This window comes from Stenotrophomonas sp. YAU14A_MKIMI4_1, assembly GCF_003086855.1.
Classification (GTDB): Bacteria; Pseudomonadota; Gammaproteobacteria; order Xanthomonadales; family Xanthomonadaceae; genus Stenotrophomonas.
In genome coordinates this window covers 2,595,022-2,612,189 of record NZ_CP025998.1, presented here as the reverse complement: position 1 = coordinate 2,612,189, position 17,168 = coordinate 2,595,022, and the positions used below count along the sequence as shown (strand labels likewise).

Annotated in this window: 11 protein-coding genes; 7 read left to right on the top strand and 4 right to left on the bottom strand. The window is 58.9% G+C overall.

Features of this window, described 5'->3' with window-relative positions:
* Positions 1 to 22 precede the first annotated feature (22 nt).
* Positions 23 to 247 carry a helix-turn-helix transcriptional regulator gene (locus C1931_RS12000; protein WP_108756517.1) on the bottom strand — a complete coding sequence of 75 codons (225 nt, stop codon included), beginning with the start codon at positions 245 to 247 and terminating at the stop codon, positions 23 to 25.
* A gap of 266 nt (positions 248 to 513) precedes the next feature.
* Between C1931_RS12000 and C1931_RS11995 the strand changes: the two genes are divergently transcribed.
* Positions 514 to 858 carry a hypothetical protein gene (locus C1931_RS11995; protein ID WP_108756516.1) on the top strand — a complete coding sequence of 115 codons (345 nt, stop codon included), beginning with the start codon at positions 514 to 516 and terminating at the stop codon, positions 856 to 858.
* A 457-nt stretch (positions 859 to 1,315) separates the two neighbouring features.
* Here the strand turns inward: C1931_RS11995 and C1931_RS11990 are convergent, their stop codons facing one another.
* Positions 1,316 to 3,106, bottom strand: coding sequence for an autotransporter domain-containing protein (locus C1931_RS11990; RefSeq protein ID WP_199913932.1), 1,791 nt, complete (start codon positions 3,104 to 3,106; stop codon positions 1,316 to 1,318).
* Positions 3,107 to 4,846: 1,740 nt separating this feature from the next.
* A complete protein-coding gene (locus tag C1931_RS20420) occupies positions 4,847 to 5,500 on the bottom strand; it encodes a hypothetical protein (protein WP_199913877.1) in 654 nt (217 codons plus the stop codon).
* Positions 5,501 to 6,223: 723 nt separating this feature from the next.
* On the opposite strand from C1931_RS20420, the gene C1931_RS11975 reads away from it, so the two are divergent.
* The 3 genes from C1931_RS11975 to C1931_RS11965 all read left to right on the top strand — a co-directional run bounded on the left by C1931_RS11975 (position 6,224) and on the right by C1931_RS11965 (position 10,819).
* Positions 6,224 to 6,868 carry a response regulator transcription factor gene (locus tag C1931_RS11975; protein ID WP_159095486.1) on the top strand — a complete coding sequence of 215 codons (645 nt, stop codon included), beginning with the start codon at positions 6,224 to 6,226 and terminating at the stop codon, positions 6,866 to 6,868.
* Positions 6,858 to 7,469, top strand: a complete 612-nt coding sequence (locus C1931_RS11970; protein ID WP_108756512.1) for a DUF998 domain-containing protein — start codon at positions 6,858 to 6,860, stop codon at positions 7,467 to 7,469. Before C1931_RS11975 ends, C1931_RS11970 begins: the two co-directional genes overlap by 11 nt.
* 173 nt (positions 7,470 to 7,642) lie before the next feature.
* Complete coding sequence (locus C1931_RS11965) at positions 7,643 to 10,819, top strand: transporter substrate-binding domain-containing protein (protein WP_159095485.1); 3,177 nt, start codon at positions 7,643 to 7,645, stop codon at positions 10,817 to 10,819.
* Between the two features lie 697 nt (positions 10,820 to 11,516).
* Here the strand turns inward: C1931_RS11965 and C1931_RS11960 are convergent.
* Positions 11,517 to 12,746, bottom strand: coding sequence for a thioredoxin family protein (locus C1931_RS11960; RefSeq protein ID WP_159095484.1), 1,230 nt, complete (start codon positions 12,744 to 12,746; stop codon positions 11,517 to 11,519).
* Positions 12,747 to 13,255: 509 nt separating this feature from the next.
* On the opposite strand from C1931_RS11960, the gene C1931_RS11955 reads away from it, so the two are divergent.
* From C1931_RS11955 to C1931_RS11945, 3 genes are all read left to right on the top strand, one after another.
* Complete coding sequence (locus C1931_RS11955) at positions 13,256 to 13,999, top strand: CS1 fimbrial subunit B flags: Precursor (protein WP_108756509.1); 744 nt, start codon at positions 13,256 to 13,258, stop codon at positions 13,997 to 13,999.
* A gap of 112 nt (positions 14,000 to 14,111) precedes the next feature.
* Entirely contained in the window at positions 14,112 to 14,603 is a 492-nt protein-coding gene (locus tag C1931_RS11950) for a CS1 type fimbrial major subunit (RefSeq protein ID WP_108756508.1), read from the top strand.
* Positions 14,604 to 14,674: 71 nt separating this feature from the next.
* Positions 14,675 to 17,164, top strand: a complete 2,490-nt coding sequence (locus C1931_RS11945; RefSeq protein WP_234412813.1) for a TcfC E-set like domain-containing protein — start codon at positions 14,675 to 14,677, stop codon at positions 17,162 to 17,164.
* The last annotated feature ends 4 nt before the right edge of the window (positions 17,165 to 17,168 follow it).

Here is a 17,168-nt window from a genome sequence, read left to right as displayed (position 1 = left end):
GCAGTTGTCGCAAACGGCCCGATCAGTCCAGAAGTGTCCCTGGCCGGACCTTGAGGGCTTGGGCAATTCGTTCGATGTTGTAGATCGTAACGTTCTTTTCGCCGCGTTCGATCATGCCGATGTACGTCCTGTGGACTCCGGCTGCCTCCGCCAGATCCTCCTGAGAGAGGCCAAGAGCCTTCCTGAGGCGCCTCACGTTGCCTGCGAAGACGCCTACCAAGTGGGTTTCGTGGATTGCTCGGGCCATCTAGAGATGGTCCGAATTTGAATACTACGATTCGACATACTACGATTAGCATTCGTAGGGTGCAGAGCGTGGCTGCCTTTGCGCTGGCCGTGTTTTAGCCGAGCGCGATCAGTCCTCCGGACTGGTTGTGTGGGCGTGTTGTCGCAATTGCACGAGGCCATCCGCCCACTGGGTGTGTCGAGAGATCCGAGCGTCAGGAGTCGCCAAAGCGCGGCAAGTAGTCCGCAGAACGTCAGTTCAATTTCACCAACAAGGAGCAACACACTATGGGCGTCATCCTCTACAACCTTCTGATGACCTTCTTCCTGATCCCACTGACGATCAGGGCGTACCTGAGCCTGAAGAACAATCGGCTTCCGCTACCGCATTTCCAGAACAACGTGGTGGTCAATCGGGTCAAGCTGCAGAAAGCCATTGGGATCTGGTCACCGATCCTGTTCTGGGTCTTCCACAGCGCCTGGCTGATGTGGAATCTGTCGATCGATGCGTGGATCGGCGTCCTGGCAACGATCGCATATATGATCTCCAGCGCCATGCTGTCGGGCCAGATCAAGGCCAAGCAGATCGGTGTGATTCCCGAGCAGGCCTCCAGCGGGAACGACCAAGTCTAAACACGGTGGGGCGGTCGCCTAATAGCTGGCCGCTCAACCTAAGCAGGGGCAAAACGTGAAAAAAAACCGGTAGACGAGCAGAAGGCAGCCTGGGCTAGAGCAAGAGCCGCAGAGCTATGGGCAAGAGCCAGTGCGCTACAGCTGGATGTGGGCGGCTGCTGGCGAGCTCGTTCCCGCCGGCGACAAGCCGCTGATCGGCTGATTAGGTGCGCTGGGCACTATGAGCGACTGGCGTCGCGGCTGGAGGAAGCGATGCAGGAGGACGATTGGCTACCGTTCTAGTCGCATCAGTTCAACGTAAGGAATGGTTGGCAGGGGGCTGATGCCCCCTGCCAACGATCAACTTACTTTTTTTTCTGAGACTGCCGATTCGACTAGTCAATTTTGAGCGGCGGGGCGCACGAGAAGCGCCACGCTCTAACCAAGGCGTGGCACAATTTTCTCGGCTGCGGCTGCGTCAGAAGCTGCCGCTGAAGCTGGCGAACAGGGTCATGTCCCGGGCGCGCTTCTGCAGCGTAGTGGCACTCAGGCCGATGTTACTCTGCAGCCCGAACAGCTCCGTGCGCGCGCCCATGATGGCGGTCGCATAGTTCTTGTCGAAGTTCAGGCCCGGCACGCGGTACATGCCCACATCCGGCAGGCTCTGTACCCAGGCGCTGGCCTGCTTGGTGTCTTCGAACTCGTGGTCGTAGGTGACTTGCACATACGGCTTGATGCTGCCGCCGTCGAAGCGGGCCTGCCAGCCCAAGCGACCGACGGTGGAATCGGCCTTCTGGTTGGAGTAACCCAGCGCGGTTGCCATGGTGCCTGCGTCGGCGCTTTCAGTGTAGCCATCGATCTTGACCTGCTGCCAGATCAACGAAGCGATCGGACCGTGGCGGAAGCCGCCTTCGGAGCCGAACTCGTAACCGGCATTCAATGCGGCGGTCAGGTTGCTGCCGTCCGGCGAGCCACTGTGCTCGCGGGTGGCCGGACCCAACTGGACCTTGCGGTTCACGTCGTAGGACAGCCAGGTGTAGCTGACCTGGCCGTTGACCCAGATGCGATCGCCGTACCAACCGGCGAACAGACCGGCCGTGGTGTCCTTCTGGGTGAAGTCGCCACGGCTGTTGCCGAAGTCGGCATTGAGGCGGCCGAAGCCGGCGAAGCCGCCGAACACCATGCCGTCGCGCGCCCAGTCGATACCGAACAGGCCAGCCGGAGCCTGGCCGTCGTACATGTCGGCGTGGTCATAGCGCTGCAGGTCGCCGCGGACACCGCCCCACCACGACATCCCATCGGCCGGACGGCCGCTGCGGTGCAGGCTGACCTGGTCGGCACGCGAGCGGCCGATGGTCTGCGCTGAATGGCTCAGCACCTGCTGCAGGCGCGGGGCTTCCAGGATAGAGAGGGTGTACTGCCCCAGCATCTGCTGGACGGCCGAGGTCGGGTGTACGCCGTCTGCGAACATGTAGCTGGTGGCGGCGTCGGGAGTGATGTACTGGGTGGGATTGCAGGTCAGCGAAGATCCCGATGGGCATGCCCGGCCGTCTACGTTGGAGAAGCCATACCTGGCAGGAGATGCGACTACCTCCTGAAGCAGGGTGAACGTATCCACCGGAATGAACTGGAGTCCAGCATCCTTCAGGCCAGTGTATAGAGCGTCGTTGTATGCCTTGGCCAGGGCGGTACCACCGACCGCAGCGGCCTGGCCCTGCTCCCGGAACAGCGGCGTCAGGCCGAAGTCGGGAAGATTTGGCACAAGCACGTACTGAGCCCCTGCTGCCTGCAGATCCGCGACGATTCCGATCTGGTCGGTCACCGCGCTACCGATTACTGCCGGTGCTTGGATGGGCGATGAGATGGACAGGACGTCGTTTGCACCTCCCCATACCGAGTAGAGGGCGTTGCGATCAGCGCGACCGCCATTGGCCTCAAGGTAGTCCCTAGTTTGGGACTTGAGTGAAGGGACATAGCCTAGTTCGTTGACTACATCGACGCCGACGCGGGCACCTCCGGCGGCATAGTTGTCGCCAGTCTGGCCATTTCCGTTCGGGTTGGCGTTTTTTCCGTAGTAGTCCGCGACCTGCTGAGACCATGCCCAGCCTGGATTGGTGGTGAACTGGCCTGTGATGGGCCTGATCGCCTCGGGTAGCAGCGGTCGGAAGTAGCCAGTGTCGGTAAGGCTGTCACCGATAAAGACGGTGTGGCTGTACGGAGATTTCGCCAGCGCACAAGGGGCGAGGGCAGCAAGCAGAGCGGTAAGCAGGACGCGGTTGCGGTGCAGTTTCAAGGGCATCAAGAGTTCCTAAGGAGTACGGGACGGCTGCAGGCGGTTCTTTGCCTGGTCCAAGGCTCAGCTGAAGTGATGGCTGTCGGTTCGGTAGCGCTTTGTAGTGAGGACATCGCCAATCTCGTACCGCCGCGAGGGTCAACCAGGTCATGGCTACGTCGCCGTAGGGCTGATCGATGAATGTGCGAGAGTCCCTGAGTTCGTGGGATGAGCCTTCGCCTGTGCTCCATCGCATCTGAACTCGCCTACTGAACAGTCAGCCATCTCAACTGAATTGCGAGATTGCCTCGTCCAGGTCCTGGCACAAAGACGTCCGGGCATGGGTCGTTGCCGCTGGAGGCTTGCATCATGGCTCCATGGAGGATGACTGCGGTCAATCGCGTCAATCTGCGCAACCTTGAAGTGCCGGCAGCTGAAAGAGGCCTGCCTGTCATCCTCCCCGTCGGCAGTGAAGGAAGATGCGGTGGCATAGACTGGGAGTTCGCGCGAGCGCGGCACCGCTCATGTGCGGGAGCAGCCTGCGGCCTGTCGGCGCAACCGCTACATCACGCCGTGCGCAGATGGGCGAGGATCAAGTCGTTCACCACCTACTCATCGGTAAGGGAGAAGCGCAATAGTCTGCGATGGGCATAGTTGAACGTGTGGGCGCCTTTGGCAGCAGTGTTGGTCTAGCTCTTCCTAGGTTTACAGCGCGATACGGGCCTCTTGTTCGGTGAGGCCCGCCGCGATCTGGTTGACAATGGCCCGAGCACGCAGCGCGCCGGGCATGCCGGTTGATGACCAAACGCCGCTTGACCAACTACAAAGGTGCGTAGGCCACTCTCCTCAAGCGCGCCTTATAGTTGGTAATCCCAGTAGAATATGTGTTTCGAATGCCGCCTACCGAATCGCACACTTCGGTAGGGCGCTTGACTCCCGCCGAGATTGAAGTCCTTAGCCAGCTCAGCAATCAGCTATCTGTGAGTGCAATTGCAGCAGGGCGATCTCGGAGCGTCGCGACTATAAGCAAGCAAAAGCAAAGTGCAATGAGGAAGCTTGGCATCACAAGTTCGCATCAGTTGCACGTCTATCTAAGCCAGGTGCGCAACGATACAGACGATGCTTGAGATTGACAGGCAAGCATGAATGCCGCCTGGCTATTGTGTATTTCCCGAGTCCGCGGATCGATGGTCTTGCGCGCCCCACGCCCCCCCTCCGAGATTGGAGCGCTGGCTGAGGCCTCCAATGAGCTGGCTCGTAAGGGAGGATGTGCTTAGCTATTCCGAGAGCTCGCACCGCTACGCTTCAGTAGAGTCCTCAGCCGTGCGACCTCGCCGGCTTTGGGCGAGACTTTGCGCTTCAAGGTAGAGGGTTAACCTGGGACGCATCAGGCCATAGCGCGTCCGGCGATTGGGCTCGCCAATTGCTGGGATCGCTCATAGTCGTACCTATTCTTCAATCCGCTGAGGCTAAGAGGAAGCTTTAGGGGGCTGGTTGATTGGCTTGTCGAGGATGCGCTCGAGACGCCGGACGTGCTTCAGGAGCAAGCCAGGGCGGCTGGCCCCCGGGTGCGGCGGGGGAGCAGGGGCGCCAGCTGTGGGCCTTTTGCCGATGTGGCTCTTGGAGGAGGCAATGGCGAACCAGTAAGGTCTCCTGTACGCAGTTGCCCCGCCTTATCCAAGTGACACGTGGGATGCGGTGTCCATGCCTGGATGAGAGGGGCAAGTGCGAATGGCCCTAAAGGCGAGCGCCCACAAGGCCCGCCGCCACTGCTGCGGCCGATGCAGCGCCGATGGCAATCCCTAGCTTCCAGATGCGATTGGCGGTACTGAGTTGGGTGCCGTGAGCAATCAGCACTACGCGCAGCCCCGAGGTTACGTGTACTACTAGGAGCAAGATGGCCAGCGCGTAGTGGGGAAGGAGGCGGATGTTCCAAGAGTCAAACAACAAGCCGGCCGAACCCCCGCTAGCAAATGCCCAGTCTGTAGGGATTCCCAAGTGCATTCTGGCGTAGACGAATACGGAGTTCATATGACCCAGAATGAAGGCGGCCAGGTAGACCCCTGATCCGATCTGGAAAACCCGATAGATGTCTGTGTGCACCTTGCTCCAGCGCCACATCAGGTATAGACCGCTGAATATCTGGAACAACATGGCCAGGACCAGGATGGGCTCGGCAAAAGAAGAGCGGTAGACCTTCCCTCCGGCGGTCATTAGTGCGTTGTACGCCTCGGGACCGGCCAGACTGAAGACATGATTGACGACATGAAAGACTGCGAAGAGTAGGACGATCACACCGGCAATACCATGAGCTACCCGGAGCGTTCCAAGTGCCGGCGCAGGTGCGTTTGACTGGTCATCTGAGTGCAAGAGCACCAGTGCCGCGGCCAACAGCCACAACGAGCACCAGACCCATTCGTCAGAGATGGGGCTACCTATTAGCGTCTGCACGACTCCGAGAAATACGAACGCCGTTGGTGTGGCTATGCTTGCGTAGGCCAAGCGCCGGCTGGCGATCGTGTGGCCGGGGAGGGATGCTGAGAGCAACCCAAAGGCTGGCACTGCCAGTGCACCGATTAGTAGTAGTGCGCCTGTTGTGAGCTGAAGGGCTCCACGATGACCGGCATGGGGTGTGATGATGTGGTGAAATGCCGATAGCAGGAATGGATAGCCCGCAGCAAGCAAGGCGGGCGCTAGTCGGATGATCCTGGAGTCTGCGCTATCTAGCCTCCATCGACCATGAGAGGGAGTGGGCGCGCTCATCTCATTCATCTGCTGGCCCCGTGTGAGGCGCACCACGTGCGACGCCCCTGCATGTGCTCTCGAAGTTCCGTTGATCGCCCTTTCGATAACTTCCGGCTCGCCAGTTCACACGAAACTGCGTGTGGCTCGGTGGCTGTGCATTGGAAGTGATCATGGTCGAAGCCTGTGTCGATGGAGCTCAGACTCTACTGGCCAAGTCAGTGGCTCGGTATGCAAGAAATTGCAAATTTGATCCTTGTGGCTCTAGGTTCACAGAGGCGCTTGCCTGACTTGGGATTTGCAAGTAGTTGCATTGCAATTATTGGGCTCAGCGAAGATCGTTGCTGCCCTATTATTTCTCCTGAGGGGTAGGTGTTGAAGCACGCTATCGTAATTGCCGACGATCACCCAGTTGCGCTCACAGGAATGGCCGTTGCCATTGACGCGGGGGATTGCGGCGACGTGGTTGCCGAAGCGACCAATGTGACGGAGCTGTATACAGCTCTCAGGAAGTTCAATCCCTCGATTGTCGTTGTCGATCTCAGCATGGATGAACCAGGCGTTCCTGACGGCTTGGCCATGGTGGCAACGATTCAACGTAGGCATCCTGATCTGAAGGTCTTGGTGGTGACGATGTCAGACAGCGCAGCCCTCGTTGATGCACTGGTTTCATTTGGTGTATCCGGGATCATCTCGAAGAATGACGATATCGGAGAATTGATCGACGCTATTGCCCAGTGTGGTCAGGTTGGAACCTACATCAGCAAGAGCTTTCAGTACGAGTGCCTAGTGCAACGTCTATCTCAGGCTTCTGGAGATCTGACAAAGGCGGAGATTGATGTTCTAAGGCAGCTGAGCAACAAGCTCTCTGTTACGGAGATTGCTCAGCGCCGCTCAAGGAGTGTGGCCACGATCAGCCGGCAGAAGACAAGTGCGATGAAGAAGCTGGGCATAAATAACTCTCGACAGCTTCACTCATACCTGAGCTCGTTGAGGGGCGATCAGAATGGAGTTTGATTTCATGGTGGATGACACCCTGGCAGCAGTCTTTGTGCTAGCTACAACGACATTGTTCGGGATGACCTGCGGCGTTGTGCAGATCATCCGTAAGGATTTGGATCCTATGCATGTGCCATTGACTCTGTACCTCAATGGCCCGTGGGGGGGCGCAGTCCGTGGTGCCTACTATGCGATGACCGCGGGCCTGATTGTGATGGCTGGCATTCTTTGGGGGCGGGAAGAGCGGGAGCCACTGGGCTGGGTCGCCCCCGTCCTGCTTGTGATTTCGGCCCTGTCACTGCCCGTACTGGTGGTGACCCGCCCAAGGCCAGGGCATGTGTTCTCCAAGCGGTCGCTCTACTTCCACCGCGGCAGCACCTACTTCACTTTCATTAACCTGATTGTGGCTATGTGCTTTGTGTCACTAACTCAGGGGGCCGTTGGCGCTGCACAGTCCATTTGGGGCCTCTTGCTCTGCATCCTGGCCGTGAAGGGGCTGGCTCTGACGATCTTCGCTCGAGACCTTCCCCGTGGCTTGGTCCAGAAGGGCCTCATTTTGACCATTGTGCTGTGGCTATACTGGGCTGTCGCCAGCCTGCTGGTCGGCAGGGCCGCCTGATCTGGCGTGCGCAAGCAGTTGGGATCAGGGCATAGCGGAAAGGAACCTAGGGGAATTTGATGATCGGTGCATTGAGGTGCGTCTGCGCCGCCCTGTGTGTGGCGGCTGTATTGACACTGCCCTTAGGCGCGTTTGGGGCACCGTCCAGTAAGACGCCCACAGACAATGCTCTCGTGGCGAGTCTTCCCTCTGACCAGCGCGCCTACCTGGCCCGCAATCCCGTCATTGTTGCGGGCATCGTCGGTGGTTGGCCACCGTTTGAAGTAGTCGATGGGCAGGCGGCTACCGGGCTTTCCCCTGAGCTACTGACTGACCTAGCTTCCCGCCTTGGGGTGCAGGTGAAGTTCAAGACCTTTGACAACTTCGCTGATGTGTTGCGGTCTGCATGCCAGGGAAGCATTGACGTTGTCATGAACGCATCTTTGAGTGCGGAGCGGACACGCTGCCTTGTTTACACCGGACCGTATGCAGAGGCTCCAATTGGCTTGATCGCCCATCCAAGCGATCCTCAGCTCCGCGACGACCCCGACCTGGTTGGCGTGCGTTTGGTCTCCAACTCCGGCACAGCTACTGAACGTCTAGCCAAGGAGCGTTACCCTCGGGCGATTCATATTGCCGTTACCTCACCAGCAGAGGCAATGCGCATGGTGTCCGATCGGAGGGCGGACGCGTATCTGGGTGATTCGCAAGTGGCAACCAGGATTCTGCTGGATGAGGGGTTTCACGATCTAGCCCTTATTCGTCCTAGTGATTTGCCCTACGATCTTCTTCACTACGCCGTCCCCAATGCTAAGCAGCCTCTGGCAGAGGCTTTGGACGCGGCGCTCCGATCACTCTCAGTTGCCGAGCGTCGAGCGCACGACAAGCGGTGGCTGGTGCAGCTCTCTTGGTTTGACCGAGGAGAGTTCGCGATGACTGCATCGGAAATGACGATGATGAAGATGCCATTGCGAGTGGGCTGGCCCAGCGGTTTCACGCCAATTGCGTTTTCAGATAGCAAGGGACGTCCGGTTGGCTTGGCCAGCGAGTACCTTCGCAAATTGCGGCTGGCTGGGGCTCAGTTTCAGCTCGTTGAGCCAATGCCTTGGGTTGAGCTACAGAAGGCTATCGAGGGCCGACGAGTTGATGTGGCCTTTGGAATTCCCCAGGACAGCGCCTGGCTTGGCGATGATTGGCTGCTAACCAAACCCTTCGCTAGCGTGGCTAATGTGATTGTAGCTGGCCCAAATGGCGAGGATATTCGCGCCTTGGCCGATCTTAATGGGCGTACTGTGGCTGTGTCTGATCCCAGGCGCATATCCCGCTACATCAGATCAGTGGCGCCACAGGCAATAGTAGTTTCTGTGCCGAGTGCCGCAGTTGGTATGGAGTGGGTAAACAGGGACAAGGCCGATGCCTACGTTGGAAATCTGGCGGTGGCAGATGCGCTGATCCGAGCCCACTATGCCGGTTCATTGGACGTGGTGGCCGGAGCAGGGTTTCAGGACGATCTGAGTATCGCAGTGCAGCGACGTTACGCGCCTCTGGTCGGCATCTTTGACCGAATACTGTCGCAGATGGATCCAGGTGAGCGGGAGTCGCTGCGTAGCAAGTGGCTGGCTGTGCAGTACAACAAGGGGGTTGACTGGACAACGCTTTGGCGTTGGCTTGCTCCTTTACTGGGCGTACTGATCACCGCCATCATTGTTCAGGCGTGGAATCAGATGCGACTGTCCCGGGAGGTTGTGAGAAGACAGGCAACCGAAGTCAAGCTCAAAGACGCTCGGAGCGCAGCGGAGCAGGCCGCGAATGCAAAGAGTGAATTCTTGGCTACTATGAGTCATGAGATCCGCACGCCGATGAGTGCTGTGATGGGCATGGTCGAAGTGCTCGGCCAGTCCGATCTAAGTGCGCCGCAGCGGGAGATCCTGACGGTGATTGACGACTCTGCTAGCAGTCTGCGACTGCTGCTCGATGACATCCTAGATGTCTCGCGTCTGGAGGGTGGTGGCCTGGTGCTCAATCCGTCAGCGGTGGACGTGCGGGGGCTGATCACGGGCGTCGGTGCGTTGATGGAGCCAGAAGCAAAGAGAAAGGGCATCGGCTGGAGCGCAGCAGTCGCACCTGCGATTGGCGATGCCTACTTGCTGGATGAATTGCGTCTTCGCCAGGTTCTTATCAATCTGGTTGGAAACGCAATAAAGTTCACCGCCTCTGGAGGAGTCAGCATTCTGGTCCGGGAGGTTGGTTCGGGCAAGGGGGGTCATACGCTGCGATTCTCCGTTACCGATACTGGCATTGGAATGAGCGAGGATGAGCAGCGTCGTGTGGTGGAGCCGTTCACGCAGGCTACTTTGGCAACTACGCGCGAGTACGGAGGATCAGGACTAGGACTTGCCATTGTTGCTGGCTTGCTGAAGCTCATGGGAGCAACGCTGCGAATCAGCAGTGCAATCGGTCGTGGCACAGAGATCAGTTTTGAGCTTGAGGCGCCTCTGACCCAGGCGATCCCACGAGGCGAGCGGTTACTGCAGATGCCAACGCCCCTAGCGACGCGCTTGCGCGTGCTGGTGGCTGAGGACGATCCCGCAAACCTGCTGTTGATGAAGTACCGCCTGCAGGCACTTGGCCTTGATGCCGTTCTGGTCGAAGACGGCGCAAAGGCAATGCATGAGCTGCAAGTCAATGGACCGTTCGATGTGCTAATCACCGATTGTCAAATGCCGGCGATGGATGGCTATGCATTGGCGAAGTCGATTCGAGCTGATGAGTCCGTAGGAGCCGGACGCCTACCTATTGTTGCAATGACGGCTAGCGCCTCTGCAAAGACTCAGGAGGCTTGCACGGACGCCGGAATGGATCACGTGCTGCTCAAGCCATTTGACATGGACGCGCTCCGAGGAGTGCTGGTGGCATCGCTCTCATCGGAAGTTGCCGAGAGCACAAGGCATGAGCATGATGTTCCGGAGCCTTCTCGCTCTGCAGATTCCGATCGTCCCTCCGTCGGATCCAATGAAGCGGAATTTGCGTGGCGGGACCTGCTGCGTCAAGTTGGAAGCGCAGGAGTTGCAAAGCAGGTCGTCGACGCTCTGGGCTCCACCTTCGCAGCGGATGTGCCGGAGTTGCGTCAAGCAATGGATGCAGGAGATGCGGAAAAGGCCCGTCGGAAGATACATCGTATTGCCGGAGGTCTTGGAATGACCGGATTCGGGACTCTGGCGGCGGTTGGGCAGCGCTTGGAGGCTGAGTGTGTGGACCTGTCGCCCAACATGGTTGCATCCATTGAGGGGTATCTGGAGCAGGCTGGCTCAGCGGTGTCTCTGCTGACTGCGCTTGCTGCTGAGGCCTCTAGCTTGGGCAGCGGCAGCTAGGCTCGGGCCGACGCAGGCGGGCTCGGCCATAGAGGCCTCGGTCCCAGATGGCTATCGGTCGCTCCGCACGCCCTGAATCGGAGCTTTCCATTTGGTACTGAGCTCGAAACTTTCAAACTTGTTGTAGAGGTTCGAGAGCCTAGTGTTGGTAGCTTCACGACTCCATCAACCGGAGTCTGATCATGCGGATCCCTGTAGTAGTAGCTACTTCGTGCATCGCACTAACGGCCTGTGCCGGAGGGGGCGACCTGACGCAGTCGCCCGAGCTTACAGCTGAAGAGGTGGCAAGCATGTCTATGGCGACCCAGGAGCGGTACTGCGCTGTACTGACGGAAGTTCTGCCCGGTGGTTCAGAGGGCTACAGCGGCGCGGTGGTCGATCAGCTCGTTGAAGTTAGAAGCGATGTCATTACAGATGTGAGCTCGATGCCAGTCAACTCAGTCTCCCTCCACCGAGACTCACTGTTATCGTCAAGCTCCGTGCCCCGGGGTTGGAAGCTGTCGGCGCCTTGCGTGATCTGGCGACCCGCTGTGGTAGCCGCAAGAACGACTCCAGATCGCAACGTTGATGGGCGAATGCTTCCAACCCATTCGTCCAAGGAAGCGACATCAGTAGATGAGGGAAGGGTAGGGGCTCCCTCAATCAAATGATCTGATGCGGTAACATGGACGGGCCGCAATTGCGGCCCGTCTCTCTTTCAGTGCCCCCAAGTCAGCCGCTCGGCAATCAGCGCTCGAGTTAGAACTTGCGGAAGCACTTCGGTTCTCGCATTGTCGTGGCCACGATACAGGACATAAAGTGGAACGCCTGGGGAAGCGTGCTCCTTGAGGAGGGCGCCAACCTCCGGGTCTCTGCTGGTCCAGTCCCCTTTCATGTAGACAGTCTCGCTGCGCTCCAAGGCATCGTGGAAGGTGCTTGAGCTCAGAACGGCTTGCTCATTCGCCATGCATGTAATGCACCAGTCTGCGGTGACCGCTACCAGAACTTGCCTTCCCTCGGCACGAGCCATCTGCAGGCCGCGAGAGGAGTAAGGAATTGCTCCGTCCAGATTCGATGGGCGGGTGTCGTGCTGCTCGGTGGAAGCGCGTGCCAGTGCGGAGTACTCAATGCTCAAAGTGCCACCCAGACTCGCGAGGATGATCGCGAGACCCAAGCTCTTCTGCGGCCAGTGTCCAGTCCAGCGACTGCGTTCGAACTGCCAGACGCCAAGAGCTAGAACAACTAGGCATGTGAGCACGATGGCAATTGCATCAATGCCTGTCTGCTTACCCAAGACCCACAAGAGCCAGACGGTGGTCAGAAGCATTGGGAAGGCTAAGACAACCTTTAGGGTCTCCATCCACGCGCCAGGCTTGGGGAGTAGCTTGGCAAGTCGAGGGATGAAGCCGATCAGCAGGAATGGGGCGGCGAGCCCCAGCCCCAGCATCAGAAAGATCGCCAGAGCTACATAGGCCGGTGCGGCAAAGGCGTAGGCCAACGCCGGACCCATGAATGGAGCCACGCAGGGACTAGCGACCACGCAAGCTAAAGCGCCGGTCCAGAAGTCGCCTGCGTGCCCTTTCTTTGTCAACAAGGTCAGAGCAGTGCTGCCCATAGGTGCATTGAGAGTGAGCAGTCCAGCCATGCTTAGGCCGATGAGCGTCATTAGCCATGCGAGAAGAGCGACGAAGACTGGCTGCTGCAGTTGAAAGCCCCACCCCAAAGTCCGCCCGCCAGACTGCAATGCTACGACCGACAGCCCAATGGCGGCGAATGCGCATAGTATCCCGGCGGTGTACCACAGCGCGTGCGCCCGCGCCTGAGTGGGGCTAGTGCCGCTGTCAAGCAGCGTCATGACCTTTAGCGACAGAACGGGAAGGACGCAAGGCATCAGATTAAGGATCAGGCCTCCTAAGAATGCGAAGCCAAGTAGTGCGAGAAGGGGCATCGATTCCAGCGACCCGATTGCCGAGGGCGCGCCCTGCGCCGCAAAGGCAGCAGTGCTTGGGGCGAGCAGCAGGAGTGTTGTAGTAAACCTAGCGATTGGACACATGGACGTATCTCTTAGAGGGAGCGCCGAATCACGGCTGGTTGAGCGATTGGTGCGGTAGATGGCGGACTCTAGGAGTTTCGCTCGCCGGTTGGAATGCAACTTATTGCAAAGCCCTGCAAAGCCCTGCAAGACCCTGCAAGACCGCGACACTCCGATGCGGTTTGGGATTCCGAATATGCAACAAGTTGTATTGAATGTCCGTGCGTTGCACTGCATCATTCCGTGCCTCCGGTGCTTCGCCCACCAGTGGGGACTGATAACTCTATTCCTGGCCCAGTCGCGTCCTGTGAGCGGGTCGGTGCTGGCAATGAGGCGGATTTCTGCAAGTAATTGCATGGAAAAACTGCCGCTGGGGAAGGACCATGTGCCCAGTCTCAGGCGCTTGATTGCGCAAGGTGTAAAGAATGAAACGAAAGCTAACTCTTCTGGCGATTCTGGCTGCCGTGATGTTTCCTGTATCAGCCGGTACTCCGAGAATCTCCGTTGGATCTCTGTTCGACTATATTGACGCGGACAAGAGTCAGTTCCTGAAGCGTGTTCGAAATGGCGGCGATGCCACGGCGTATGTGCGCGTCGAAGTGACCAGGATGCGATTCGATGAAAATGGAGCGGTCACCGAGGAGCCGGTAGACAGTGCGGCCATTGCGACGAATCAGGCTGGTGCAAGTGGGCTCATTGCCAGTCCGAGCCGTCTGATCATTCCGGCCAACGGCGGACAGCAGGCAACTAGGCTCATCTTCAGAGGCGAGCGCAAAGTGGAGCAGTACTATCGAGTTCGCTACGTTCCTGTAATTCCTAATGACGGCGAGTTCGCGCTCGATTCTCAGCAGGCGGCAAGCTACAAGCAGGGCGTAGATGCCGGCGTCAATGTGTTCACCGGATTTGGAACGGTTGTGTTCGTGCCTCCTTCAAGCCCGCACTACGAGACACAGGTTGAAGGACTGACTGTACACAACGGCGGTAACGCTACGGTCGTGCTGGAGAACGTGCGGCGCTGTGAGATCGACAGGCCAGACCAGTGCAGTTCCAGCGTAAAGGTTCACGTTCGCCCGGGGCAGAAGCACTCGATGGCTGACGACGAGAAAACTTTCGTTCGGTACGACCTCCGCGAGGGTCAGGGCGTAAAGTCTCTCGAAGCCGGCCGGTGATCTTCTAGTTCAACAAAGAAGCTGGGGGCTATGCCAGCGGTCCTCGGATTTCAATTGCCAGTGCCTGGCGCAAGTAAACGCGACACTCTTTATTAATCGAAGGACTACCAGTATGAACATCTCCAAGACTTTTCTGTCGACCGCCGCTGCTCTGATTCTCGCTCCGGCCGTAGCCATTGCCGCCCCGATTCCGGTCACTGTCTCTGTCGAGGCGACCATTCCGGCGGCCGCTGGCCTGCAGGTTACCCCGGTTGGTGGTTGGGACTCGATCACTCAGCGGATGAGCTGGGACATCGCCCGTCAGGATCTGCAGCCGATCAGCCAGCAGATCGACATGAAGAACTCCAGCGGTGCCATCAATGGCTACCTCGTGTCCGATGCTGCGCTGACCTCCGGTGCGAACTCCCTGCCGCTGACCGTGGCGGTGAATGGCAAGACCCTGCCGGTCGGTGCTGCTGCAGCTGTCGAGCTGTTGACGGCCGCCGAAGCCGGCGCGAGCAAGCGCGTCGGCGTCAACATCAGCACCACCCGCCCGGGTGCCGGCTACGTCGAAGGCAACTACACCGGCCTGGTGTACATGATGTTTGACGCCGTCGCCCCGTAAGAAGTCTTTGCAGTATCGGCGGAGGGGCCACGGTGCCCCTCCGCTCCGGTTGATTCACCTGGAGTCCTGCCGTGCGTTCGTTTTCAAATCTAAATCTGCTGGCTGCCGCCTGTGCACTTGTGGGAGCTCCCGTCGCCACGGCAGAGGCGTCAGGCGCCATTGCAATGAGCTTGGCAGATCAACGGGAACGGATGCCGGCAGAGTTCCGCGAGCACTTGTTTGATGCGCCGCTGAGTGTTCGGGTTGAGTTGGATGGTCAGTATCTGGGCGACGCTGAGATCATCCTGAATGATGACAGCAAAGTGGCGGTACTTAGGTTCTCTGAAAGCTATGACAGCGTGCTGTCCGAAGCGGACAGGAATCGCGTCGCTGAGCAGCTTGCGGAACCAGTCGCGCTGGGGCTTCAGCAAGGAGGCCAACTTGCCGCGGTTCACTACAGCATTGAGAGTTCGCTGCTAAGCATTCTGAGCGGTGACGGTGCTCCGGACAATGCCGGCCAGCGATATCTGGCGCAGCCAGACGGCGGTAGCAACGGAATGATGCTCCGCAATTCTCTGAACTATAGCGGTGGGCAGGACCTAGACAGTAGCGTTCGATATGGCGCCGATCTGCAGGCAAGCTTGGGTCAGTGGCACGTCCTGGGCAACTACCAGTACTACAAATCCGATTTCGAATCGGACGCCAATGGCCACTACATCGGGGCGCTCCACGCGCAGAGGGAGTTCCACGACCATTTTCTGCGGGTGGGCTACTTCCTGCCTACCTTCCAGGGTGTTACGCGGCAGCCACGTGCGCCCGGCACTCAGAATTACACAAGCCTGGGCATCATGGCTGGCTCCTCAGACGCGCTGCTTGCAGATATCAGTAGCGAGTCGGTGTATCCGGTCTACGTGACTGCCAGCCGAGAGGGCGTGGTTGAGATCTATCGAGACGGAACGTTGATCTCAACGCAGGCCGTGCGGCCGGGCATGCAGCAGATTGACACGCGCCGCCTTCCTGGCGGCATCTACGACATCGAGATGCGAGTTGTGGAGGACGGTCAGGTGACTTCGCGCGAGGTCGCTGCGATTCACAAGCCGAACAGCTGGAGGGATCCGGCTAGGCGCTGGCGCTATAGCGTGTTCGCAGGTCGTCAGCAAGGGCTGCTCGACAGTGGCAGTGATCCGCAGCGCAACAAGGCCGCGGCCGGCGCCGTGGTCAACTATTTGCTTCACCCGCGTGCCGTGGTTGGAGCCACTGTGCAGCAGGTGGGTGAGCGACGTAGCAGCGGCGCGTCGCTGGACTGGCAGGCGAGCGATCGCTTCAATCTCTACACCAACATCTATGATTCTACCGACGCCGGTCGAGGGATCGACGCGCAGGGCTTGTTTCGGTATCGGGCGGGCTCGATAGTTGCATCTCACGCCCGCAGCTACGTGGAACAGCGGGACAGGCTCCGCGGTGATCGAAATGTTCCGCCACGCTGGCGCACGTATGGTGGTTGGCAGGACAGTAGCAGCTTGACGCTCAATCACCGCTTCGGCGATCGCGATTCAGTCAACCTGCGCGTGGCCCGCAATTCCGGCTTCAACGCTGGCACTGCAGTGGACGTGTCGTGGCAGAGGCGTCAGCGCATTTTTGGCAGTGACGGCAACTGGCGTGTGTCAGTCTACGATCGACCGGGCAGCGGTTTTACCGACTACAAGCGTCAGCGGGGCATTGATTTCACGCTGAGTCTCTCGTTGGGCAGTGACGATCGCCGCTATAGCGGCAGCTTGGGTTCTCGAAGCGGTTTGGGGGGCGAGCGTGATCTCTATGCAAGCGCCACAGTTCAACAGGATGTCGGCAAGCCTTGGTTGCAGACGCTCCAAGGGAACGTGAACGCCGACCGCTATGGCGTTGGAGCAGGGGTGGGCGCGTACTTCGATCAGCAGCGCTTGCACGGAGATGTTCAGTTGCAGCGCTCCTCCTTCGGAGGGCTGAGCGGTAGTGTGAACCTGGAGAGCACACTAGCATTGGGCGGGGGGAAAGCCGCCATGCTGGGGCGGAGCCAGACCGCAAGTGCAAACACCGGCATGATTGTTGATCTACGCTCGGACTTCCCCAACGTTGAGCTGCGGGCTGATGACAGCCGAGGTGGTGGCGTGATCCTGAAGCCAGGCCGCAACTTTGTTCCGGTTCGCGCCTATCGGCCGGGTCACGTGCAGATCGACTTCAACGGCAACAACGCACCGACGGCTTCAATTCACCCGGCCACTATCAGCTATCACCTTAACAAAGGAGGCGTTATGGCGGCCGTGATCGATGTAACTCGTACGTTCACCGTCATGGGTCAGATCACTGATCCGGATGGTCGCGGCGTACGCGGTGTGCATGTGCTGAATCATGCCGGTCGTAGTGTGAGCCAGGACGAGGGTTTCTTCACGCTGGAGCTGAGTGCTCGGGAACCAGCGGTGGAGCTCAGGTATCCGGACCAGCGTAGCTGTGCGCTCGAGTTAGATGAGACGCGCTACCCGCGCGAAGGCGATGTGCTGATGGTCGGTGCACTGCAATGCCCTTCTTCTATAGTTAATGTAAAGTAATGGG

Coding starts and splice junctions, on each gene's coding strand:
- C1931_RS11950 (WP_108756508.1), top strand. CDS start 14,112: ATGAACATCTCCAAGACTTTTCTGTCGACCGCCGCTGCTCTGATTCTC.
- C1931_RS12000 (WP_108756517.1), bottom strand. CDS start 247: ATGGCCCGAGCAATCCACGAAACCCACTTGGTAGGCGTCTTCGCAGGC.
- C1931_RS11995 (WP_108756516.1), top strand. CDS start 514: ATGGGCGTCATCCTCTACAACCTTCTGATGACCTTCTTCCTGATCCCA.
- C1931_RS11960 (WP_159095484.1), bottom strand. CDS start 12,746: ATGCCCCTTCTCGCACTACTTGGCTTCGCATTCTTAGGAGGCCTGATC.
- C1931_RS11970 (WP_108756512.1), top strand. CDS start 6,858: ATGGAGTTTGATTTCATGGTGGATGACACCCTGGCAGCAGTCTTTGTG.
- C1931_RS11955 (WP_108756509.1), top strand. CDS start 13,256: ATGAAACGAAAGCTAACTCTTCTGGCGATTCTGGCTGCCGTGATGTTT.